Raw genomic sequence first — 21,317 nt, forward strand, 5'->3', positions numbered from 1 at the left:
CCCATACCCCCATTATCTTATTGTAATGGGGGTAATGCGGAAAAAATTTATACAAAAATAGGATAATTTTCCATAAACAATAAAACCAGCGGCACCCCCGCTGGTTTTATTCTTCTTTTTCTTTTTTCCGATTGCTCAGTGCATATTCGCAGCATTGCAGAACCAGTGCATTCATGGAAATATTATTATCATAGGCGAGCTGCGCAAGCTCCTCCAAAAGCGTATTCGGAAAACGGATGCTCCGCGAGGTATACGCATCGATTCCTTTTTCAATTTGAAACATGATCTTTCCTCCTTTTTCTTGTATCTGACTGTTATCCCCCCGGCACAAAAAACAAAGCACATCTTCCAAACACATTCACCGTGCCTGCTTTCGCAAATCGAGTGCGCGGGTGGGTGTATATTGAAAAAATCCCCAAAACGCTTGGGAGGATAACCCAAAACAACGGTAATATGTTACCGGTATACCTTCTTCTATTTTAATGTAATAATAAGAATAAATCAATAGAAAGAAGTAAAAAAGTGATTGTATACGACAAACTGTGGGAGACCATGAAAAAAAGAGGGATTACAAAATACTCTCTCGTAAAAAATTACCATATGAATGAGCGCACTATCCGGCGCTTAAATAAGAATATGCCAGCAACAACCACTACACTCGACCGCCTTTGTGAAATACTGGACTGCAAGATAGAGGACATCTGCGAGTATATTAAAGAGGAGGCTAAAATAGAATAAAGTGTCCCAAGCACGGAATTTGCCGCGGCCGGGACTGTCAGCCAATTTGCCAGGGAGCACATGCCCGCACAGACTCTGTTCACCGCACAAAACCCATCTCCGCTGCTTCATTCTCATACCCAAGTGTGGGGGTATGGGGTGAAACCCCATGATTAAGAATGGCCCTTGACCTTTGCCTTTTCCCTTGGCGGCAAAAAACAGCTTTTCCGTTGCAAAGCGGCGGCGCGCCTGTTATAATGGTGCTGATAAGCGCGCGGGGCGCGCAAGCAAAGAAAGGATAGAATATGGCAATCGAATATTTCTGCATCAGCGACAGCGATACGGATATGCTGGAACAGATCGTCCAGCTGGAGCGGCAGGTGAACGGCTCCAAAAACGCGAACCTTGGCTATTTCGAGGCGCAGTCTCTCATCCGCTACGGGCGGGTCTATGCGGCGCTGGAATACGACGAAGTGCTGGGGGCGGCCTATTTCCTGCGGGATTTCGATAACCCCGGCCGGGCCTTCCTCTACAGCATCCTGACCAGCCCCCGGGAATCGGGCAAGGGCATTGGGCAGTCCCTGCTTTTGAGCGCGTTTTCGGATTTGGCAGAATCCGGCGTGCGCATGGTGGAAGTGATTTCCAGCCCGCGCAACCAGAAGGCGCTGCGCATCTATCAGCAGGATTTGGGCTTCCATGTCATCAACGCCGCCAGCCCGGAGGATTTGGAGAACGAGCGGTTCCTCATTCTGCGCAAAAACCTCGGGGAATCCCGCAGCAATCGGATAGAATAACGGGAAAGCGCCTGCCTGGCAGGCGCTTTTTGCATTTTTGGAAGGAGAAAAGCAAATGCAGTATCGGATATTTGGAGAAAACCTGCCGGCCGTAACCCTTCGGATGGAGACGGGCGAGCGGGTGTTTACGCAGTCTGGCGGGATGACGTGGATGAGCGACGGCTTTTCCATGGAGACCAACATGCGCGGGGGCGTCATGAAAAGCCTCGGGCGCATGTTTGCCGGGGAATCCATCTTCATGGCGACCTACACAGCCCAGCGGCCGGGGGCGGAAATCACCTTCTCTTCCTCCTTCCCGGGCTCGATTCTGCCGCTGGCCCTGGATGGCCGGGAATATATCTGCCAGAAGCAGTCGTTCTTATGCGCGACGGAAGGCGCCGAGCTCTCCCTTGCCCCGCAGCTTGGCCGGGGCGGTTTCTTCGGCGGCGAAGGGCTGCTCCTGGAGCGGCTCTCCGGCCGGGGCATGGCGTTTTTAGAGCTGGACGGCTCGGTCGTCGAGAAAAATCTTGCGCCGGGAGAGGTCATCAAAGTCAGCACGGGCAACGTCGCGGCGTGGGAGGGCAGCGTCTCCTACACCGCCGAGACCGTGCGCGGGTTTGCCAACATCTTCTTTGGCGGCGAGGGCCTGTTTCTGACCGTGCTCCAGGGGCCGGGCAAGGTCTGGCTGCAAACCATCAACATGGCGGAGTTTGCCGGGCGCATTCTGCCCTATCTGCCTGCAAGGAGGAATTAGCCGTGCGTTTTTACATGAAACAAAAGGTTTGGAGCTGGCGGGAGGAGTTCTCCATCTGCGACGAGCAGGGCATCCCCCGCTACTATGTGCGCGGGGAGCTCTTTTCCTGGGGCCACAAGCTGCATATTTACGAGCCGGGCGGCCGGGAAATCGCGTATCTGGAGCAGAAGCTCTGGAGCTTTCTGCACCGCTTCCGCATCTACATCACGGGCAGCCTGGCCGCGGAGATTGCCGAGCAGTTTGCCTGGTTTTCCCGGCGCTATCAGGTTTTGGGGCCGAACTGGGATGTTGCTGGCGACGTTTTCTCCCACGAATACTCCATCGACGCGCCGTTTGGGCCGGTGGCGCACGTCAGCAAGGAGTGGTTTACCTGGGGCGACAGCTACTGCATCGACGTGCGCAGCCCCCAGGACGAGATTCTGGCCATCTGCGTGGCTCTGGGCATCGACTGCTGTCTGGCCGACAGCAATTAGCGGAGGGGGAAGGGCAAGTTCAAGGGTAAAGGTCAAGGGCCTTGGGCTAACATGGGGGCACGCCCCCATACCCCCTTACTGGGATAATAGAATGGGATAGCGTGGGGAGAAAGCGCGTGCGGTGGGCATGGCCACAGAGAACAGCAAACTCTGACCACATGTGCGAGCATACAGGATCCAGCAAGCCTTTTGTTCCCATCAAAGGGTTATTAGGGGCTTGCCCCTAATGATAAAAACGCCCTTGGCAAGCCAGCTCTCGGCTTCGCGAAGGGGCGGGCACATGATGAGCGAGCATTTGCTCCCTGGCAAACTGACTGCCAGCGGCGCGTGCAGTGCTAGCAGGTTCCGCATTCCCATCATTCGGGTATAAAAAAGCAAGTGCACAAAAACGCACTTGCTTTTATTTTGCCTATTGCTCGCCTACCCAGCGCTCGGCGGTCACCAGAACGGCGCTGCCCTGCTCCAGGGACGCGGGAACATCGATAATCCGCTGATTTTTCGAGCCCTTGAAGCGCAGCAGCAGGCTCTTCTGCTCCTGGAGGAAGGGGCCGTCGATGAGCACGTCCACCAGCCGCACCAGCTCGGCCTTTGCGCCGCCCGCCGCCATCACCTGCTCATACACATCGCCGGTATACATGGCCAGCTCGTACCCCGCCTTTTTGAGCATTTTTGCCAGGGGAATGAGCGCCTCGGCCTGGCAGAGCGGCTCGCCGCCCGAAAAGGTAACGCCGCGGCAGAGCGGGCTTTTGCGGATTTTCTCAAAAATCTCCTCCGGGGTGTAGGCCGTGCCGCCCTCGAAGCTCTGGGCCTCGGGGTTATGGCAGCCGGGGCAGCGCTTATCACAGCCCTGAACGAACACCACCGCCCTCAGCCCCGGGCCATCCACAATGGAATCGCCAATCAGCCCGGCGACGTGAATTTTATTTTGACTGCAATCCGACATCGTGCTTCACCCGATCCCTCTCTTCGGCGCGCTTGGCGTCGTTGAACCGCTCCACCGTGCCCACGAGATAGCCGGTGATGCGGCGGATGCGCTCAAAGCCCTCGCCGTCTTCGCCCTCTTTTCTGCCGCACCGGGGGCACTCATCCCCGATGATGCCGCAGTAGCCGCACTCTGGGTCCCGGTCTACCGGGTGGTTGACAGAGCCATAGCCGATGCCCGCCTCCTTCATCGCCCGGATGATGGATTCGAACGCCTCGACGTTGGTGGCCGTATCGCCGTCCAGCTCGACATACGAGATGTGGCCGGCGTTGGTCAGCGCGTGGTAGGGCGCCTCCTTCTGGATCTTGTCGAACGCGCCGATGTTGTAGTAAACCGGAACGTGGAAGCTGTTGGTGTAGTATTCCTTGTCCGTCACCCCGGGAATGACGCCGTATTTCTTTTTATCCATGCGCACAAACCGGCCGGAAAGGCCCTCGGCAGGGGTGGCCAGCAGCGTGAAGTTCAGCCCCGTCTCCTGGCTCTTATTATCCACATAGTCGCGCATGAAGTGCACGATTTCCAGCCCCAGGTTCTGGGCCTCCTCGCTCTCGCCGTGGTGCTTGCCCATGAGGGCGATGAGCGTCTCGGCCAGGCCGATGAAGCCGATGGAGAGCGTGCCGTGCTTGAGAACTTCGCCGACGGTGTCGTCTGTGCCCAGCTTTTCCGAATCGATCCAAACCCCCTGGCCCATCAAGAAAGGATAGTTCTTGACTTTCTTGGCCGCCTGGATGGCGAAGCGATCCAGCAGCTGCCCGGTGCAGAGGTCCATCTTGCGCTGGAGCTCCTCGAAGAACCACTCCAGATTGCCGTTGCTCTTGATGGCAATCCGGGGCAGGTTGATAGACGTAAACGAGAGGTTGCCCCGGCCATAGGAGATCTCGCGGCTGGGGTCGTAGTGATTGCCCATGACGCGCGTCCGGCAGCCCATATAGCAGATTTCCGTCTCGGGATGGCCGGGCTTATAGTATTGCAGGTTGAACGGCGCATCCAGGAAGGAGAAGTTGGGGAACAGCCGCTTTGCCGAGACCCGGCAGGCCAGCTTGAAGAGATCGTAGTTCGGGTCCTCCGGGTTGTAGTTGATGCCCTCTTTGACGCGGAAGATGTGGATGGGGAAGATGGGCGTCTCGCCCCGGCCCAGGCCAGCCTCCGTCGCCAGCATGACGCTTCTCATCACCAGCCTGCCCTCGGCGGAAGTATCCGTGCCGTAGTTGATGGAGGAGAAGGGCGTCTGCGCGCCGGCGCGGCTGTGCATGGTATTGAGGTTGTGCACCAGGCCCTCCATGGCCTGATACGTCGCCCGCTCGGTCTCCTCCCCTGCGTGGGCGCAGGCAAAGGCCTGGAGCTTCTCAATCGTCTCGTCCGCGATCTTGCCGGCCAGCGCGGCTTTTTCCGCCGCCAGATAGGCCGGGTTCTCATCCAGGTTCGGATAGCAGCCCTGCTCCTGCTCGATTTTAGCAATCAATTCCCGCATGCCCTTTTCCGTAATCCCGGCGCCAGGGCAGAGAATCTCGGCCGCGCGCTCGAAGTTCTGGGCATAGCGCTTTTTATAGGTTTTCACGACGCCCGGCGCCAGGCCGTAATCGAAGTTCGGGATGCTCTGGCCGCCGTGCTGGTCGTTCTGGTTGGACTGGATGGCGATGCAGGCCAGCGCCGCATAGCTGGCGATGTCGTTGGGCTCGCGCAAAAAGCCGTGGCCGGTGGAAAAGCCGCCGTGGAAGAGCTTTAGAAGGTCAATCTGGCAGCAGGTGGTCGTCAGGGTATAGAAATCCATATCGTGGATATGGATATCCCCTTCCCGGTGCGCCCGGGACTGCTCCTCGCTTAAAATATACTTCTGGTAATAGTCCTTCGCGCCCTCCGAGCCGTATTGCAGCATGGTGCCCATGGCGGTATTGCCGTCGACATTGGCGTTATCCCGCTTGCGGTCGCTGTCTGCCGCGTCGGCAAAGGTCAGCTCGTCATATGTGCGCATCAGGTGCGTATTCATCTCCCGGGCACGGGTACGCTGGGCGCGGTACAGGATATAGCGCTTGGCGATGAGGGCATAGCCATTCTCCATCAAAACCTGCTCTACCACATCCTGAATATCCTCGACGCCAGGGTCTCTGTCGATGAATTTCTCGGCCAGTTTGTCCTCGGCCAGCTCTGCCAGGCGCTGCGCCTGCCCGGCGTTTCTCCGGCCGCCTGCCTCCATGGCCTTCTCAATGGCTACCTCGATTTTGCTTCTGTCATATGCCACTGCCCGGCCGTCTCTTTTGATAATCGTCGCAAACATACTCTTCCGCCCTTTCCAATCCTAACTTTTATCCATGCTATATATTACTTTTTCGTAAAAATAGTACACAAGATATTGTGTACTATCGGTTCTGCCTTTCCATTATATCGCCATGGGTGGTGGGTGTCAATATTTCTTTTCGGGGCCGTTTCCACTCTCCTCCCCCAGATTTTGCGATAGCCATGGGCTTATCCGCACTTTATGAATTTTTCGCATACCAAAAATTTTTTGGTGGAAATTTTTGGCAACAGGAGAAGGTCAAGGGCCACTTTTAACCATGGGGGCGCGCCCCCCATACCCCCTTACTGGGATAATAAAAATAAGAGAGCATTTGCTCTCTGACAAGCCGGCTTCCAGCGGCGCGTGCGGCAATAGCAGATTCCGCTACTCTATCAATCGGGTATCGCCCTCCGCAGGAGAGAGCATTTGCTCCCTGACAAGCCGGCTTCCAGTAGCGCGTGCAGAGCTGGCAGATTCCACTGCTCCATCATTCGGGTATAAAAGAACAGCACAGAAGCGTCTGTGCTGTTTTTTTTCCTATCCTTCTTGCCGCTGTTTTTCCATACTGCATAATGCATAGTTGCAGCATTGCAGAATCAAAGCGTTCATAGAAATGCCGTTGTCCCGGGCAAGCTCGTCAAGATGCTGAAAAAGCTCATCTGGAAGGCGGATGGTTTTAACGCGGATTGCTCCTGCCCCTTTTTGAATTTCAAACATGGTTTTCTCCCTTTGGTGAATTGTTTTGGACATTAAATGATGTCCATCTTTTCTAATTAAACACCATTTGGTGTACTATGTCAATAAAAAATGAATGATATGCAAGGGGAAAAAGATGCGTTATCGGCGAATCAGGGATTTAAGGGAAGATGCAGATTTGAGCCAGCGGCAGCTTGCAAAGGAGCTTGGCATGTATAAAACCACATATGCTAATTACGAGCGTGGTGAGCGGGAAATTCCTTTGAACGTCGCCATTCGTTTGGCGAAATATTATGGCGTGAGCCTGGATTATCTGGCCGGGCTGACAAATGAGAGAAAATAAAAAACAGGCAAATGCCTGTTTTTTATTTTCCGCACCCGATTGATAGAACGGTAAGAATTTTCACTTCCGCACGCGGTGTTGGAAGCCAGTTTGCCAGAAAGCAAATGCTCTCCCCATTCTCTGTCCGCCGCACAAAATCCATCCCCGCACTGCCCCATTTATCCTCTCAAGTGAGGGGGTATGGGGGCCGTGCCCCCATGGTTAAGAGCCGCCCTTGACCTTGCCCTAAAGCAGCCGCAAATCCTCGCCGGAGAAGCGGATGACCATGCTCTGCTGGCGGGAGAGCAACCGCGAAGAAACGCGCTCGGTGTAGCGCTCCCGCAGCTGGTCGGCCGTGCAGTTGGTGGCCATGAACGTGTGCAAACCGGCCCGCTCCCGAGCGCAGAGCAAATCGAAGAAATACTCCTTTGTCACGTTCTGCGTCATGGGCTCGCTGCCGAGATCGTCTATCACCAAAATCTTGGCCTCGTAGACCGGCTCTAACAGCGCGGCCTCGCCCAGCCTATCCCGGTGAAACAGCTCGAACAGCGCGTAGGAGCCCAGATAGCAGATATCTCTCTGCCGCTCGGCAAGCCGCTTGCAGATGCAGGCGAGCAGATAGCTCTTGCCCAGGCCGGGCTTGCCCATAAACAACAGCTGCTTCTGCTGGTTTTCGGGAAAAGCCTGGCAGTAGCCCTCGGCAAACGAGCGGATGGCCAGAATCCGGCTGCGCTGGCTGGCCTGGCCGCCCTGCTGGGTATCCGGGAAAATGCCCGCGTCAAACGCCGCAAAACTGCCCTCCAGCGCGGCAACCTTCTGGCCGCCCAATACCTTCTCATACAGCTGTTCCCGCAGGCAGGGGCAAAATTTTTTGCGGTTTCCCTGCTGGAGATAGCCGGTGTCCTGGCAGAGCGGGCACTGCACTTCCAGCCGCGGCAGTTCGATGCCGTGCGCGCAGATATACTCGGTCTTTTCCGCCTCCAGCTGCTCCATGCGCCGGGCGAAATCTTCCAGGGCGGCCTGCTTTTCCTGCGGGTTTTTCATGACGGCCAAAAGCTGGCCCAAAATCAGCTCCTGCCGCCGCTCCTGCAGGGCGCCAAGGGCAGGGTGCGCCGAATAGAGCGCCTGCTCCTGCTCTGCCAGGCGCTTTTCCGCGGCGCCGCGCCGCCGGTCGTATTGTGCTAAAAGTTCCTGCAACGTCATTGCGTATCGCCCTCCGAATCCTTCTGCCGGGACTGCCCGCGCAAAATCTCCTCGATGGGGTCGTAAACCTTGGCATCCAGCTCGCCCGGGGCATACTCCCGCTCATCGATGGCAGATGCGCCGCCCCTCTTCTGCCGGCCTGCCCGGAACTGCTCGTTCTGCTCCTTTGCGGCGGGCAGGCTCATGGCGCCGGCCTGCTTCCAGCGGGACAAGATGGCATCCATGGCCTTGAGGGGCGCGGCCATGCCATAGGCGCAGGAGGCCGCGAACGCGATGACATCCTCGCCAAAACCGTAATCCAAAAACTTCTGATACAGGGCCTCGTCTGCCCGGGTGATGCGCTTCTTGACGCCCGCCGCCGCGTGCATGGCCGCGATTTTCTCCTGCCGGCGCTCCTGCTCGGCCTGGGCGGCCGCAATCTCATCCTGGTGCAGAAGGCCCTTTTTCTGCCAATCCTGCAAGATTTTTTCCACGGCATCCAGGCTGGCTTTGCCCGCGCGCACGGCCTGGGCGCAGGCCATCAGCATCTCCTGCTGGCCATAGCCCATCTCGAGGAAATGCCGGTAGGCCCTGCGGTGCGCCGGGGCCACGGCCAGGCTGGGGGCAGAGACCGCCCGGAGCAGCGCCTTAATCTGCTCGTCCTCGGCTTCGTGGTCTGCGAAATAGCTGCGCACGCCGGACGCCGTCTGCACGCCCTCCTGCCGGAGATTTTTCAAGATGCCGTCCAGGTATTTCATGCTGGGATACCGGGCGCTGGTGGTGGCGGCTGTCGCGGCCTTGATGGCGGCAAAGGAAAAGCCCCACTCCCGCTCCCATTTCTCATAGAGCTCCTGCTCGCTGTCCGTGGGCAGGCGGCCAATCTTGAGCAGCCGGAGCACTTCCCTGGCGCCGCCGGCCGTCTCTGCCAGGGCGGCCATATGCATCTGGGCGTGCTCGATGGTATCGATGCCCTCTTTTGCCCAGGCCTTGGCCACCTGCCGGATATAGCTCATGGCCACGCGGTTGCCCTTCTGGTTGGTATTGATGCAGTATTCCGCCAGCATCAGGATAATCGGCCGGGAGAGACCGTAGACCTCGAGAATCTCGTAAAAAGCTTTGTAATCCGAAAAGGAGAGGGGGCGGTCTGAAAACAGGGCCTGGAGGGTTTCGTTGAACTCCCGGTCCGGGTATGGGTCTGCCTCGGGCGCGGGAGCGGCGGATTGCAGCAGATACTGCACCTTCCCGCCCCCTGCCTGCACGCGCAAAAGCCCGGCCGCTTCCAGCTGCTCCAGCGCTTCCAGCACCTGCGCCCGGGAAAGGCCCAGCTCGCCCGCCATCTGCTCTGCCTCCGCGCTGCCCCGCACCAGGCCATATAGATACACTCGAATGCTGGATTCGCTTTTTTGCAGCAGCGCTTCCACCGCGAAGCGCGGCACGCTGACAAAATCCAGCAGGTCTTTGCTAAACTCCATAGTTTCTCTTCCTTACCCGATTGATACAACGGTGGATCCTGTCGTTCCTGCTCGCGCCGCTGAAAATCAGTTTGCCAGCCAGTACATGCTCGCACAGGACGTGCTTGCCTTGCCTGCTCCGCGATACCCGATTGGCGGGACGGCGAAACCTGTTATTGCCTCTCCACACCCGATTGATGGGGCGCAGGAACCTGTTATTGCCGCACGCGCCGCTGAAAATCAGTTTTTCAGAGGGCAAATGCTCTCCCGTTTTTATTATCCCAGTCATGGGGTATGGGGCGGAGCCCCATGATTACCCACCGCCCTTGACCTTGAACCTTGCCCCCATGATTACCCGTTGCCCTTGGCCTTGCTGCTCTTGCCCTCGCAGGAAAGCAGAACCACCGCGCCCAGCACCAGCGCCATGCCGGCGACAGCCGAGAGCGTCAGCGGCTCGCCAAAGAACAGCAGACCCAGCAGCATGGCGACCACTGGCTCGACCGAGGCAAAAATCGCCGCTTTGCTGGCCGAAATGCCCGTCAGCCCGTAAGTATAGAGCAGATACGGCAGAACGCTGGTTACGATGCCCAGCAGGATAATCAGGAGAACCGAACCGCTCTGGGCCGCGCATTTGGCCGGAATCTCCCCCAATCCCGAAAAGGGAATTGCCGCGGCCGCCGAAATCAGGAAGGTATAGAACGTGGTCGTCAGCGCGCCGTAGCCCTTTTTTACGGCAAATTTCCCAAAAATGCCGTAGAGTGAATAGCCCAGGCCGGAAAGCAGGCCGGTAATGAGGGCGGGGAGCGTCAGGCTATGGGCGCCGCCCAAAACGCCCGAGACCAGCGCGCAGCCCCCCAGGCAGCAGCAAAGCGCCAGAATTTTCCTGGCGTTTAGCTTCTCCCGAAACAGCAGCAGGCTGAGCAGCATGACAAAGACTGGCGAAGTATAGAGCAAAACCGCCGCCACCGAGAGGTCTGCCATCTGGATGGTGGAAAAATAGCAGACGCTGAAGAACAGCACGCTCAAAATGCCCATCCCGGCAAAAACCCAGATATCCTTCAGGCGGATTTTAAGCGCTTCCCGCCGAAAAATCAGCAGATAGGCCAGCAGGCCCAGCGCCGTTACCACGCTGCGCAGAAACACCAGTTGCAGAGAAGTCAGCCCGCTGGGAGTGAGCACCCGCACGAACAGCCCAATCGTCCCCCAAAGGCTGCCGGATGCTAAAATCGATGCTGTATGCTTGAGAGAACTTTGGTTTTCGTGATTCACTTGTATTTTCCTTTCTATACCCGATTGATGGGGCGCAGGAATCTGTTATTTCCGCTCGCGCCGCTGGCAGTCAGTTTGCCAGCCAGTACATGCTCGCACAGGCTCTGCTTGCCTGGCCTGCTCCGCGATACCCGATTGGCGGGACGGCGAAACCTGTTATTGCCGCACGCGCCGCCGGCAGTCGGTTTGCCAGCCAGCAAATGCTCGCACAGGCTCTGCTTGCTTGGCCTGCTCCGCGATACCCGATTGGCGGGACGGCAGAACCTGCTATTGCCGCACGCGGCGCTGAAAATCAGTTTTTCAGAGAGCAAATACTCTCCCGTTTCCTGCGCGCCTCGGATACGCCGCCGGAAGTCCATTTGCCAGAGAGCACATGTTCTCCTGTTTTTATTATCCCAGTCATGGGGTATGGGGCGGAGCCCCATGATTACTCATCGCCCTTGACCTTTGCCTTGCCGGGGCCGCACCCCGTTCTCTGCCAAACGGCCAAGGGGCAAACATGGGGGCAATGCCCCCATACCATGTCATCGGGCAGGCAGAATCCTTCGGCCCGCACCTGCCCCATATTCCATCGCCAAAAGTTTTTGGGGTTTTAGGGGGATTTTTTCAAAAATTCCCCTATGCCCTTGACCGTAAGCCCTTGACCGTAAACCCTTGACCTTATCCCCTATAGCTTGCCCAGCAAAAACCGCGAGATGCCGCGGTTGACGGCGGCAGGCTTTTCGAAATGCGGCAGCGCGCCGCAGCCGTGCAGCTGCATGGCGTAAGCGTTGGGCAGAGTATCGCAGAACAGCGCGGTGTCCTCCTGGCTGGAGACGTTGTCGTCTGCGCCCGAAAGCACGAGCACCGGGCAGGAAACCGCGGCAAGCGCGCTCTCCAAATCCTCCTCCAGATAGTTGACCGCCGAAAGCCGCGTGCAGATGCGCACGCCGTTTCTGGCAAAGGGGCGGCAAAACTCGTCAATATCCCGCTCTGTCAGCATGGTTTGGTCGAGCAGCAGGCGCTTCCAGTACTTCTCGCCCTGGGCCGGGTGCGCCAGCCTGCCGGCATACCAGCCCCCGAGCATCCCGGAAAAGCTCCGGGCATAGAGCGCGTCCGTATTGGCGTAGGCGCCGGGGCTGATGAACACCATGCGCCGCACGCGATCCGGGTTATAGTAGCAAAAATCCGCGGCATAGCCCGCCGCCTGGCCATAGGCCACGAGATAGACCGGCCCGACGCCGACGCGGTGCAAAAACGCCTCCAGCGCCACGGAGAAATCGCCGATGACGTAATCCATCTCGGGGCAGCCCGAATAGCCGTGGCCGGGGAGATCCGGCAAAATCACGTGGAAATGCCGGGCCAGCGCCTCGAAGTTGTGCGCGTAGAAATAGGCAGACTGCCCCGTGCCGTGCAGCAAGAGCAGCGTGCGCCGATGTTCCTGCCCGGCCTCGAAATAGTGCACCTTGGTGCGCACGCGCTGGGTGCGCGTCTCCTTTTTGCCCACCTGCACCTCTGTCTCGAAGCTGATATCGGCGTATTTTCCCACGCCCCGGTGGTTGGTAAACCTGGTCTGCGGCTTGACGTTCATGGCAATAATCTCCCGCTCGGATGATTTTGTCGTGCGAAAAGGAATTTTGTCGGTATTCTTTCTTTATCTTACTATTCTCCGGCGTTTTGCGCAAGCCCTCTGGCCTGGGCCAGCAGGCGTTTTGGCGTGTTTTGCCCGGGGTCTGCCGCGCACAGCTCCACCAGCTTTTGCAGAACCTGGCCGATCTGCGGACCCTTCAGACCCAGCGCCTGCAAATCTTTTCCAGAAATTGCCAAGTCTGCCGGGGACATGGGGATGCCCTCGGCCTTCATTTTGCCGGCAGTCTCCCGGAAATACTCGGCGATGAGAATGGGCGGCCGCGCCTTGCCCGTGCCTACCGCGTCTGCCTCCCGCAGATCCGCCAGGCGGTAGAAGGCCTCGTAGCCCATGCGCTGAACCTGCCTGCGGACGCGCACCTCCCGGGTTTTGCCATCCAGATCGAACATATGCGCCGCCACCAGTTCGCGCACCTGCCCGGCAATTTTATGCGAAAAACCCAGCGCCTTCAGCCGCCCCTCGGCCATGGGTGCGCCGATGGCGTCGTGCCCGTGCATATTGCCCTGCTCCAGCCAGGCGCTGGGCTTGCCGATATCGTGCAGCAGCGCCGCCAGCCGGGTGACCAGATCCGGCGGGGCCGCCGCGCAGGAACAGATGCTGTGCATGAGCACGCTATAGCGGTGATACTGGCATTTGCCCATCTCATCCGCCCGGGCAAACTCGGGAATGAGGATTTGCAGCAGCCCCAGCGCCTTTAAATAGAGCAGGCCGCGTTTTTGGGGCGGCACGCTCTGGGGGATATCGTAGGCGGTATCCGAGAGCAGGATTTTTGTGAGCTCGGGGGCGATGCGCTCCCGGGGCAGGGCGGCAATCTGGTGCGCATACCGCCGGGCCTGCAAAAACAGCTCTTTTTGGATGGTAAAGCCCAGCTGGCAGGCAAAGCGCACCATGCGCAGCAGCCGCAGGGCGTCGTCGCGGATCATCTCTTCGGCTTTTGGCCGGGCAGATCGCAGCCGGCGTTTTTCTAAATCGGCAAAGCCGCGGCCGGTTGGGTCCAGCACGAAATCTGCGGCGACGTCGTAATAGAGGGCGTTGACCGAGAAATCCCGGCGCAGGGCATCTTGCTCCAGGCTGGCCCCCAGCTGGACGCTTTTTGGCGCATGGCCGCCGCCCGGGGCATAGCTCTCCCGGCGAAAGGCGGTATGCTCGATGCGCTCCCCGGCCAGATACAGTTCCACCGTGCCCAGCGTCTGATGCACCACCGCCGCCTGGACGCCCATGCGCGCCGCCGCGGCCAGCACCTGCTCCGGAAGCGCGGCCGAGGCGATATCCACGTCCGCCGCCGGCAGCCCCAGCAGGGCGTTTCGGACGCACCCGCCCACCAGGTAGACCGGCGTCCCAAGCTCCCGGGCCAGCGCAGTGAGCGCCTGGCGCAGTTCTTCTTTGAGTGTGATTTGCTTCATATCGTTGTTTCCTGTTCTGGGGCGGTGGGGAAAGGCCAAAGGTCAAGGTCAAGTTCAAGGTCTAGGGCCTTTCTTAATCATGGGGGCAAAGCCCCCATACCCCATTGGCTTATTATAATAGGTTCGTGCGGAAAGAGGGTTTGCGCGGGAAAGGCGATACCCGATTGGCGGGGTAGTGGAGCCTGCTATTGCCGCACGCGGCGCTGGAAGTCAGCTTGTCAGCTAATACATGCTCGCACGCACTGTGCTTGCCTTATTTGCGAATCTTATTTGCCAGCAGGCAAATGCTCTCCTCCTGCCCGCCATGCGACCTATCTTTTCCCGCATCCCATTTTTTAAATAAGTGAGGGGGTATGGGGCTTTGCCCCATGTTAACGAGCGGCCCTTGACCTTGAACTGGCCCTTGACCTTGCCCCATGATGACCCATTGCCCTTGACCTTGTGCCTCCTACTCCCCCAGCCACTCGCCGCGGTAGACGTACTCCGCGGGGCCCTGCATGAAAATGGCCGAAGGAGTCAGCCGGATGAGCAAATCCCCCGGAGCGTGGCAGATGCGCACGCACTGCCCGGCCAGCCCCAGCCTATGCAGTACAGCCGCCGCCGCGCAGGAGCCCGTGCCGCAGGCCAGCGTCGGCCCGGCGCCGCGCTCGTATGTGCGGATGACGGCAGTATCCTCCCCAGCCATCTGCACGAAGTTTACGTTGACCCGCTCGGGGAACAGCGCCGTATCCCCCTCTATCTGCGCGCCGACCCGCATCCACCTGGAGTCCTCCGCGTTTTCTACGAGAATGACCGCGTGCGGCACGCCCATGCGCAGGGAGTAGACCAGCAGCCGCTCGCCCTCCGCTTCCAGGGCGTCGCCCCAGCCCGTGCCCCGGGTAGGCACGCTTTCCGGCGCAAACCCGGGCAGCCCCATATCCACATTCACGCCCACAACCTCGCCCTGGTGCAAAACCAGCTCGGGCTGCATGATGCCGGCCAGCGTCTCGATGCGCATATGCTCGGCGCGCACCAGGCCCTGGTCGTGCAGAAACCGCGCAAAACAGCGGATGCCGTTGCCGCACATCTCCGCCTCGCTGCCGTCTGCATTGAAAAAGTGCATCTTCGCATCGGCCCTGCTGGACGGCTCGGCCAAAATCAGCCCGTCTGCCCCGGCCGAAAGCCGCCGCCGGCAGAGCGCCCGGGCCAGCGCGGCCGGGTTCTCCACCCGCCCATCCCAGTTGTCGATGAGGATAAAGTCGTTGCCCAGTCCGTGCATTTTGGTAAATATCAGCGGCTGCTCCATGCTCTGCTCCTTGCCTGCTCCCGGCAGTCCCCCGCCGGTTACAAAATTTTTATTTTCCTATTATAACATATTGCGCCTAAAGTTCGTATTTTTTTCTGAGTTATGGTATAATAACCTCACGGCGTTAGCCGAGGCGAAGCCTCGGATGCCTGGGAGGCTATTGAACCATGGCGCCGCTCCGCTTTGCCGCGGCGCTAAAACAAGAAGCAAGCTGACGCTTGCACCTATCATGGTATAATAACCTCACGGCAAAACCCAAAGGTCAAGGGCGATGGGTAATCATGGGGGCAAGCCCCCATACCCCCTTACTTATTTTAAGGATGGGATTGCGGGGAAAGATGGTTCGCATAGCGGGCTGGAAATGAGAGAGCGTTTGCCCGCTGGCAAATAAGGTTCACAAACAAGGCAAGCACGGCCTGCGCGAGCATGTGCCGGCTGACAAACCGGTTTCCAACTTCGCGTGCGGCGATAGCAGGCTCCACCACTCTATCAATCGGGTACCGCCCTCCGCAGGAGCGCGTGCGGCGATAACAGATTCCGCCGCCCCGCCAATCATGGCCTCAGCAGGAGTGGCAAGCACGGCCTGTGCGAGCATGTGCTGACTGACAAGCCGACTTCCAGCTCCGCGTGCGGTAAGCACGGCCTGCGCGAGCATGTGCTGACTGACAAGCTGACTTCCAGCACCGCGTGCGGCGATAGCAGATTCCGCATACAAATCAATCGGGTATAGAAAGGTATGGTTATGGGCAGAAAGCCAGGTGCAATGAAAATGAGAAGAAGAAAGTTCCGCCCCAGGGCCGGGTTTTATATCTCGCTGGCCGCGGCGGGCTTTGCCCTGCTCATTTTGCTCTATCTTGTGCTGTTTACCGGGCTGTTCCGGCCGCCCGAATATTTCTTCCGGCTGGGCGCGGCAGAAGGCGCGCAGATTTCCGCCGCCGACTCCTCCACGCTCTATTCCCTCAAGGGGACGACGCTCTACGCCTCGGATTTGCAGGGCGAAAACAAATGGGCGTATAAATTCTCCTCCGGGCAAATGCAGCTTTGCTCGAGCCAGAAGCTGGTCTGCCTGTATTCCGAGCAGACGGCCATGCTCATCAGCGCGGAAAAAACCCCGCTCTTTACGCTGCCCCCCTCGGATTACACGATTCACGACGTTCAGTGCGGGCAAAACAGCATTGCCCTGCTCTGCACGCTGCCCGAGCAGAGCGCGCAGTATCTGCGCATCTTCGATACCAGCGGCAAGGAGCTAGACCGCATCGAGCTGCCCGGCTCGCCCGTGCTCAAAATGGGCTTTTACGGCGAGAGCGACAACTTCTGGTACCTGACGCTGGACAGCTCGGGCGTGGAAGTGGTCTCGACGGTAACCATCACGGTGCCCTCCCAGCAGAAGCTGATTGGCATTTACAATATCTACGGCCAGCTCATCAGCGACGTTACCTTCTTCGGCTCGGACTTATATCTTTCGGATACCACTTCGCTCTCGGTCTACAACACGTTCGACCAGGCCAAACAGAGCGAGACCTTCATCTACGGCACCAAGCTGGCCGACACCTTTGCCGCAAAAGACGACCTGATTTTGGCATATGTGCCCACGTCCAGCGTGGACGGCAGCACCTATACCGTGCGCCTGCTCTCCCGCAAAGGGCTGGATACGCTCATCCAGCTGCCCTCGGGCATCTCGAATTTCGCGTTATCCGGCAAATATATCTACTGCTTCTCCAAAGATACCATCTATCTTTATGCGCATACCGGCGAGTTTGTCAAATCCATTCCCATCGAATTTGAGCTGACTTCCTTCCGCAAGCTCTGCCCGGGCGCGGTTCTGCTGGGCAGCCCGGAAGGGCTCTATACCATGCCGCTTTCCTAATTCTACGGAGGTTTGCCATGAATATCATCGATTTCGCGGTTCTCTTTATCCTGCTGCTCTATGTGTTAAACGGCCTGCACAAAGGCTTTCTGGCCTCTCTGCTCAACCTGGGCGGCCTGTTTTTCTCCTGGCTGGGCGCGTTTTTGTGCTATCCCCTGCTCTCCCGGGCGTTCGTCAAGTCGGATTTCTTCTCTTCCTTCCGCTTCTATATCGAGGGCGCGGAAAAGGTGAATAACTACGAGATGGTCAACCTGCCCGTCAGCAGCCTTTCCAGCGCGGATATCACTTCCATCATGGATAACGCCAAGCTCTCCTCGCCCTATTACCGGACGATTATGCACAACCTGGAGACCCAGGCCTTCGCCAAAGACGGGCTGACCACCGTGGGCGAGTATTTCGACATGACCATCTACTGCGTGATACTCAATATTTTGGCTTTCCTGCTGATTTTCCTGCTGCTGCGCGTGCTCTTTACCCTGCTGACCAACGCCTACAGCTACAGCCGCGAGCTCCCTCAGCTCTCCCGGTTCGACGCGCTTTCGGGCGGCAGCATCGCTCTGCTGCGCGGGTTCTTCTCCATGCATGTGGTCTTCATGGTGATTCCCATGCTGCTCATCCTCATGCCCGTAACCCAGCTGACGGATTTGCTCAACTCTTCCTTTACCACCTCGCTCTTCTACTCGCACAGCGTCATCCTCCCCTTCCTCATGGGCAGGATATGACGCAGGGAAAAGGGCAAGGGCTATTCTTAGCCATGGGGCTGGGCCCCATACCCCATTACGATAAAATAGAAATCAAAAAGGACGCCGGCGAAGCAATCGCCGGCGTTTTCATTGTTCCTTCTCCTCCAAATGTTCCAGCGCATATTTGCAGCATTGCAGCACCAGAAAATTGAACGAAACGCCGCTGTTTTGTGCAAGCTGGCTGAGCTATTCAAAAAGCGCTTCCGGGAAGCGGACGGTGCAGGGACAGCTCAGGCTATGCGTCCTTTTTTCAATCTGAAACATGATTTTCTCCCTCGTTTGCCCTCCCACATCTGGGTGGTTTTCTCTATGTTATCAGAAAATAAGCGAGGTATTGCTTGCGCGTAGTAAGCAAACCGCTCTTTCTTCTCGCGTTTTCCCAGTAAGGGGGTATGGGGGCGTGCCCCCATGTTTACCCATAGCCCTTGCCCTCCCCCATCTCGGTTGACACAAGGCGGCCTTTCCGCATAGAATAAGGTAAATCGATTTGCCGGAAAGGAGAGCTTATGCGCCTAACATTTCTCGGAACTGCCGCGGCCACAGCCTGCCCCCTGCCCTTTTGCCGGTGCGCCGCCTGCACAGCCGCAAGAGAGGCGGGCGGCAGGGACTGCCGGGCACGCTCCAGCCTGCTCATCAACCAGGATTTGCTGCTGGATCTCGGGCCGGATGCCCCGGCCAGCGCCCTGCGCCTGGGGGAAGACCTCTCCCGCGTCCGCTATCTGCTTCAGACCCACGCCCACTCGGATCACTTCGATGCCGGGCATCTGGTTACGCGCCTGGCCGAATACGCCACAGCGGATGACGAGATCGCGCCGCTGACGCTCTGCGCTTCCCGGCCTGCCGCGCTGGCGCTCTCTGCCGCCCTGGGCCGGGAGGAAGCCGGCGCCTCGCTCCTGGATGAGGGCTGGCAAGCGCGCCTGCGCCTGCATTTTCACGCCGCAGAGCCGGGCAAAGAGCTTCGGCTGGGGCATTATCACATTCTGCCGCTGCCCTCGGCGCACGATCCTGCCGGCGGCTCTCTGCTCTATGCCGTCTGGGATGGCAAGGCCGCACTGCTCTACGGGACGGATTCGCTCTTTTTTGATGCCGCCATCTGGGCCGCACTGCGCAGCTGGGGACACCCGCTCTCCTGCGCGGTTCTAGACCACACCTACGGCCCGGATACGCCTGGCCAGGGGCATATGAACGCCAATCAGGTGGCGGAGGTAGCGCGGCTTTTGCGCGCGCATCGTCTGCTGGCCGAGGGCGGCGCTGTGCTGGCGACGCACCTTTCGCACGAGGGCAACCCTTCCCACGCGGCGCTCTCGGCCTGGGCCCAGCCCCAGGGCTACTCCATCGCTTACGACGGTTTGCGGCTGGAGATTTAGGAGGGGGTAAAAGGTCAAGTTCAAGGTCAAGGGCGCTGGGTAAACATGGGGGCACGCCCCCATACCCCCCTACTTGGGATGATAAATGGGGCAGTGCGAGGATAGATTCCGTACGGCAGGCAGAGTATGAGCGAGCATGCGCCCTCTGAATGGCTGGTTTGCGGCTTCGCGTGCAGAGCTGACAGATTCTACTGTCCTATCATTCGGGTACAGCGGCGCGTGCGCCGCCGACAGATTCTACATCCCCATCAATCGGGTGCGCCCTCCGCAGGAGAAAGCATATGCTTTCTGGCAATGCTTCCAATCATAAAAGGCGGTGCAGGGTGGATTTTTATATCCTCCTGCATCGCCTTTTTTATTATATGGGAGGGATAGTGCCCGAGTGATAGGGCGGTGGAGCCTGTCAGCTCTGCACACGATATTGTCAGCCAGTTTATCAGGAGGCATATGCTCTCCCATTCCCTGCCAGCCGCACGCGCTTTCTTCCCGCACTATCCCTTTCCCCAGTAAAGGGGTATGGGGGCCGTGCCCCCATGTTTAAGAATGGCCCTTGACCTTGACCTTTTGCCCCATGATTACCCGCCGCCCTTGACCTTGCCCCTAAATCCTCTGGCTGCCCGTAGACCAAACATGGCGCTTGCCCGCGTCCTGAACCGTGTTCTGCGCCATGACGCCCACCAGCCTGTGCGGCTGATAGAGCTCCTCCAGGTAGCGCAGCTCATCCTCCAAGAGCGCCAAATCCACCGCCCTGGCCGCGCCCTCGATGTGCGAAAGCTTGGTCGCCCCGACTACCGGCGCTGTAACCTTGGTGAGCAGCCATGCCAGCGCGATTTCCGTCATGGAGACGCCCCGGCGCTCGGCCAATTCGGCCACCCGGGCGATGATGGCAGCATCCTGCCCGGCCGCGGCGGCGTATTTGAGCCGGGCATAGCTATCCTCCAAAAGCCGTTTGGAGCTCTCTCCCGGCCGCTTGGCCAGCCGCCCGCCGGCCAGCGCGCTGTAAGGCGTCATGGCGATGTTTTCCTGGGTGCAGAGCTTTGCCATCTCCCGCTCCTCTTCCCGGAAAATCAGGTTATAGTGACCCTGAACCGAGACAAACCCGGCAAACCCCTCCCGCTCGGCCAGCGCGTTTGCCTGGGCAAGCTGGAAGGCAAAGCAGTTGGAAATGCCGATATAGCGCGCCTTGCCCTGCCGCACCACTCGGTTCAGCCCCTCCATAATGTCGTACAGCGGGGTCTGATAGTCCCACATGTGGTAGATATATAGGTCCACATACTCCATCCCCAGGTTTTCCAGGCTCTTATCCAGCATCCGCTGAATATGCTCTGCCCCGGAGACGCCCTGGGCGATTTCCTCCGGCGTTCTGGGCAGGAACTTGGTCGCCACGACCACATCCTCCCGCCGCGCGAAGTCCCTCAGCGCCCGGCCCAGATACTGCTCGCTGGTGCCGCTCTGGTAGGCGATGGCCGTATCGAAAAAGTTGACCCCAAGCTCCAGCCCCCGGCGGATGATTTCCCGGGAGTGCGCCTCGTCTATCGTCCAGGTATGCTGGCCGTTTTGCGCATCCCCAAAGCCCATGCACCCCATGCAGATGCGCGAAACCTTCAAATCGCTGTTCCCAAGACTGCAATACTGCATTTTTCCCTCTCCTTTTTGCAAGATAGCTCTATGATAACCCCTAGAGCAGGCTTTAAGTCAAGCTTCTATACCCGATTGCTGGGAATGTGCAATTTGTCGTTTCTGCACACGGTGCTGAGAGTCAATTTGCCAGCCAGCGCATGCTCGCACAGCTTGGCAGTCAGCAGGCAAATGCTCTTCCGTGCCGGGCGGGAAGGGCAAAGGGCGATTGGCTAACATGGGGACACGCCCCCATACCCCTACTTGGGATGATAAATGGGGCAGTGCGGGGATAGATTTCGTGCGATAGGCACAGCTTGTGCGAGCATGTGCCCTCTGAATGGCTGGTTTGCGGCTTCGCGTGCAGAGCTGACAGATTCTACTGTCTTATCATTCGGGTGCGGCTGAGCCCTATGCCATAAAATGAAAAAAGGCCGTACTGGAGGATATAGAGCCGCCCAGTACTGCCTCTTTTATCATTGAAAGCGCTGTCAGAAGCCAGTTTTCCGAAAAA

20 protein-coding genes are annotated in these 21,317 nt (G+C 58.5%); 9 read left to right on the forward strand and 11 right to left on the reverse strand.

The genetic code is table 11. From position 1 onward, the window contains the following. Positions 1–106 precede the first annotated feature (106 nt). Positions 107–283, reverse strand: coding sequence for a hypothetical protein (locus AALG83_08570; GenBank protein ID MEY8383203.1), 177 nt, complete (start codon positions 281–283; stop codon positions 107–109). A gap of 239 nt (positions 284–522) precedes the next feature. Between AALG83_08570 and AALG83_08575 the strand changes: the two genes are divergently transcribed. The 4 genes from AALG83_08575 to AALG83_08590 all read left to right on the forward strand — a co-directional run bounded on the left by AALG83_08575 (position 523) and on the right by AALG83_08590 (position 2,717). Beyond that, on the forward strand, positions 523–738 hold the full coding sequence (locus AALG83_08575) for a helix-turn-helix transcriptional regulator (GenBank protein MEY8383204.1): 216 nt from the start codon (positions 523–525) through the stop codon (positions 736–738). A 284-nt stretch (positions 739–1,022) separates the two neighbouring features. Further along, positions 1,023–1,511 carry a GNAT family N-acetyltransferase gene (locus tag AALG83_08580; GenBank protein ID MEY8383205.1) on the forward strand — a complete coding sequence of 163 codons (489 nt, stop codon included), beginning with the start codon at positions 1,023–1,025 and terminating at the stop codon, positions 1,509–1,511. 55 nt (positions 1,512–1,566) lie between these two features. Beyond that, positions 1,567–2,244, forward strand: a complete 678-nt coding sequence (locus AALG83_08585; protein MEY8383206.1) for a TIGR00266 family protein — start codon at positions 1,567–1,569, stop codon at positions 2,242–2,244. A 14-nt stretch (positions 2,245–2,258) separates the two neighbouring features. Beyond that, the gene (locus AALG83_08590; GenBank protein ID MEY8383207.1) at positions 2,259–2,717 is read left to right on the forward strand and encodes an LURP-one-related family protein; all 459 of its coding nucleotides are present in this window, start codon (positions 2,259–2,261) and stop codon (positions 2,715–2,717) included. 409 nt (positions 2,718–3,126) lie between these two features. Here AALG83_08590 and nrdG read toward each other — a convergent pair whose 3' ends face one another. The 3 genes from nrdG to AALG83_08605 form a co-directional block, all read right to left on the reverse strand. After that, complete coding sequence (gene nrdG, locus AALG83_08595; GenBank protein ID MEY8383208.1) at positions 3,127–3,660, reverse strand: anaerobic ribonucleoside-triphosphate reductase activating protein; 534 nt, start codon at positions 3,658–3,660, stop codon at positions 3,127–3,129. Then, positions 3,638–5,974, reverse strand: coding sequence for an anaerobic ribonucleoside triphosphate reductase (locus AALG83_08600; GenBank protein ID MEY8383209.1), 2,337 nt, complete (start codon positions 5,972–5,974; stop codon positions 3,638–3,640). Before AALG83_08600 ends, nrdG begins: the two co-directional genes overlap by 23 nt. A gap of 537 nt (positions 5,975–6,511) precedes the next feature. Next, entirely contained in the window at positions 6,512–6,691 is a 180-nt protein-coding gene (locus AALG83_08605) for a CopG family transcriptional regulator (GenBank protein ID MEY8383210.1), read from the reverse strand. Positions 6,692–6,806: 115 nt separating this feature from the next. On the opposite strand from AALG83_08605, the gene AALG83_08610 reads away from it, so the two are divergent. Further along, complete coding sequence (locus AALG83_08610; GenBank protein MEY8383211.1) at positions 6,807–7,013, forward strand: helix-turn-helix transcriptional regulator; 207 nt, start codon at positions 6,807–6,809, stop codon at positions 7,011–7,013. Positions 7,014–7,238: 225 nt separating this feature from the next. Here AALG83_08610 and AALG83_08615 read toward each other — a convergent pair whose 3' ends face one another. The 6 genes from AALG83_08615 to dapF form a co-directional block, all read right to left on the reverse strand. Beyond that, complete coding sequence (locus AALG83_08615; GenBank protein MEY8383212.1) at positions 7,239–8,195, reverse strand: ATP-binding protein; 957 nt, start codon at positions 8,193–8,195, stop codon at positions 7,239–7,241. Next, a complete protein-coding gene (locus AALG83_08620) occupies positions 8,192–9,646 on the reverse strand; it encodes a DnaD domain protein (protein MEY8383213.1) in 1,455 nt (484 codons plus the stop codon). Before AALG83_08620 ends, AALG83_08615 begins: the two co-directional genes overlap by 4 nt. A 330-nt stretch (positions 9,647–9,976) precedes the next feature. Continuing rightward, the gene (locus AALG83_08625) at positions 9,977–10,894 is read right to left on the reverse strand and encodes an EamA family transporter (GenBank protein ID MEY8383214.1); all 918 of its coding nucleotides are present in this window, start codon (positions 10,892–10,894) and stop codon (positions 9,977–9,979) included. Positions 10,895–11,561: 667 nt separating this feature from the next. Then, entirely contained in the window at positions 11,562–12,464 is a 903-nt protein-coding gene (locus tag AALG83_08630; GenBank protein ID MEY8383215.1) for an alpha/beta hydrolase, read from the reverse strand. A 71-nt stretch (positions 12,465–12,535) separates the two neighbouring features. After that, complete coding sequence (locus AALG83_08635) at positions 12,536–13,924, reverse strand: CCA tRNA nucleotidyltransferase (GenBank protein MEY8383216.1); 1,389 nt, start codon at positions 13,922–13,924, stop codon at positions 12,536–12,538. Between the two features lie 448 nt (positions 13,925–14,372). Beyond that, complete coding sequence (gene dapF / locus AALG83_08640; GenBank protein ID MEY8383217.1) at positions 14,373–15,209, reverse strand: diaminopimelate epimerase; 837 nt, start codon at positions 15,207–15,209, stop codon at positions 14,373–14,375. A 769-nt stretch (positions 15,210–15,978) separates the two neighbouring features. Between dapF and AALG83_08645 the strand changes: the two genes are divergently transcribed. The 3 genes from AALG83_08645 to AALG83_08655 all read left to right on the forward strand — a co-directional run bounded on the left by AALG83_08645 (position 15,979) and on the right by AALG83_08655 (position 19,186). Further along, positions 15,979–17,076, forward strand: coding sequence for a DUF5711 family protein (locus AALG83_08645; GenBank protein ID MEY8383218.1), 1,098 nt, complete (start codon positions 15,979–15,981; stop codon positions 17,074–17,076). A 17-nt stretch (positions 17,077–17,093) separates the two neighbouring features. Next, on the forward strand, positions 17,094–17,798 hold the full coding sequence (locus tag AALG83_08650; protein ID MEY8383219.1) for a CvpA family protein: 705 nt from the start codon (positions 17,094–17,096) through the stop codon (positions 17,796–17,798). Between the two features lie 527 nt (positions 17,799–18,325). After that, a complete protein-coding gene (locus AALG83_08655) occupies positions 18,326–19,186 on the forward strand; it encodes an MBL fold metallo-hydrolase (protein ID MEY8383220.1) in 861 nt (286 codons plus the stop codon). A 600-nt stretch (positions 19,187–19,786) separates the two neighbouring features. Here the strand turns inward: AALG83_08655 and AALG83_08660 are convergent. Continuing rightward, entirely contained in the window at positions 19,787–20,824 is a 1,038-nt protein-coding gene (locus tag AALG83_08660) for an aldo/keto reductase (GenBank protein MEY8383221.1), read from the reverse strand. 30 nt (positions 20,825–20,854) lie between these two features. Here AALG83_08660 and AALG83_08665 point away from each other — a divergent pair, with 30 nt between their 5' ends. Beyond that, positions 20,855–21,040 (forward strand): hypothetical protein, encoded by a 186-nt coding sequence (locus tag AALG83_08665; protein MEY8383222.1) that lies wholly within the window; start codon positions 20,855–20,857, stop codon positions 21,038–21,040. Positions 21,041–21,317 lie beyond the last annotated feature (277 nt).

It is taken from the genome of Christensenellaceae bacterium 44-20 (genome assembly GCA_041223705.1).
Classification (GTDB): Bacteria; Bacillota; Clostridia; order Christensenellales; family Christensenellaceae; genus QANA01.

Excerpts from the sequence above, each read along its gene's own strand:
- AALG83_08570 (MEY8383203.1), bottom strand. The coding sequence starts at position 283 with ATGTTTCAAATTGAAAAAGGAATCGATGCGTATACCTCGCGGAGCATC.
- AALG83_08580 (MEY8383205.1), top strand. The coding sequence starts at position 1,023 with ATGGCAATCGAATATTTCTGCATCAGCGACAGCGATACGGATATGCTG.
- AALG83_08585 (MEY8383206.1), top strand. The coding sequence starts at position 1,567 with ATGCAGTATCGGATATTTGGAGAAAACCTGCCGGCCGTAACCCTTCGG.
- AALG83_08590 (MEY8383207.1), top strand. The coding sequence starts at position 2,259 with ATGAAACAAAAGGTTTGGAGCTGGCGGGAGGAGTTCTCCATCTGCGAC.
- nrdG (MEY8383208.1), bottom strand. The coding sequence starts at position 3,660 with ATGTCGGATTGCAGTCAAAATAAAATTCACGTCGCCGGGCTGATTGGC.
- AALG83_08600 (MEY8383209.1), bottom strand. The coding sequence starts at position 5,974 with ATGTTTGCGACGATTATCAAAAGAGACGGCCGGGCAGTGGCATATGAC.
- AALG83_08605 (MEY8383210.1), bottom strand. The coding sequence starts at position 6,691 with ATGTTTGAAATTCAAAAAGGGGCAGGAGCAATCCGCGTTAAAACCATC.
- AALG83_08610 (MEY8383211.1), top strand. The coding sequence starts at position 6,807 with ATGCGTTATCGGCGAATCAGGGATTTAAGGGAAGATGCAGATTTGAGC.
- AALG83_08615 (MEY8383212.1), bottom strand. The coding sequence starts at position 8,195 with ATGACGTTGCAGGAACTTTTAGCACAATACGACCGGCGGCGCGGCGCC.
- AALG83_08620 (MEY8383213.1), bottom strand. The coding sequence starts at position 9,646 with ATGGAGTTTAGCAAAGACCTGCTGGATTTTGTCAGCGTGCCGCGCTTC.
- AALG83_08630 (MEY8383215.1), bottom strand. The coding sequence starts at position 12,464 with ATGAACGTCAAGCCGCAGACCAGGTTTACCAACCACCGGGGCGTGGGA.
- AALG83_08635 (MEY8383216.1), bottom strand. The coding sequence starts at position 13,924 with ATGAAGCAAATCACACTCAAAGAAGAACTGCGCCAGGCGCTCACTGCG.
- dapF (MEY8383217.1), bottom strand. The coding sequence starts at position 15,209 with ATGGAGCAGCCGCTGATATTTACCAAAATGCACGGACTGGGCAACGAC.
- AALG83_08645 (MEY8383218.1), top strand. The coding sequence starts at position 15,979 with ATGAGAAGAAGAAAGTTCCGCCCCAGGGCCGGGTTTTATATCTCGCTG.
- AALG83_08650 (MEY8383219.1), top strand. The coding sequence starts at position 17,094 with ATGAATATCATCGATTTCGCGGTTCTCTTTATCCTGCTGCTCTATGTG.
- AALG83_08655 (MEY8383220.1), top strand. The coding sequence starts at position 18,326 with ATGCGCCTAACATTTCTCGGAACTGCCGCGGCCACAGCCTGCCCCCTG.
- AALG83_08660 (MEY8383221.1), bottom strand. The coding sequence starts at position 20,824 with ATGCAGTATTGCAGTCTTGGGAACAGCGATTTGAAGGTTTCGCGCATC.
- AALG83_08665 (MEY8383222.1), top strand. The coding sequence starts at position 20,855 with ATGATAACCCCTAGAGCAGGCTTTAAGTCAAGCTTCTATACCCGATTG.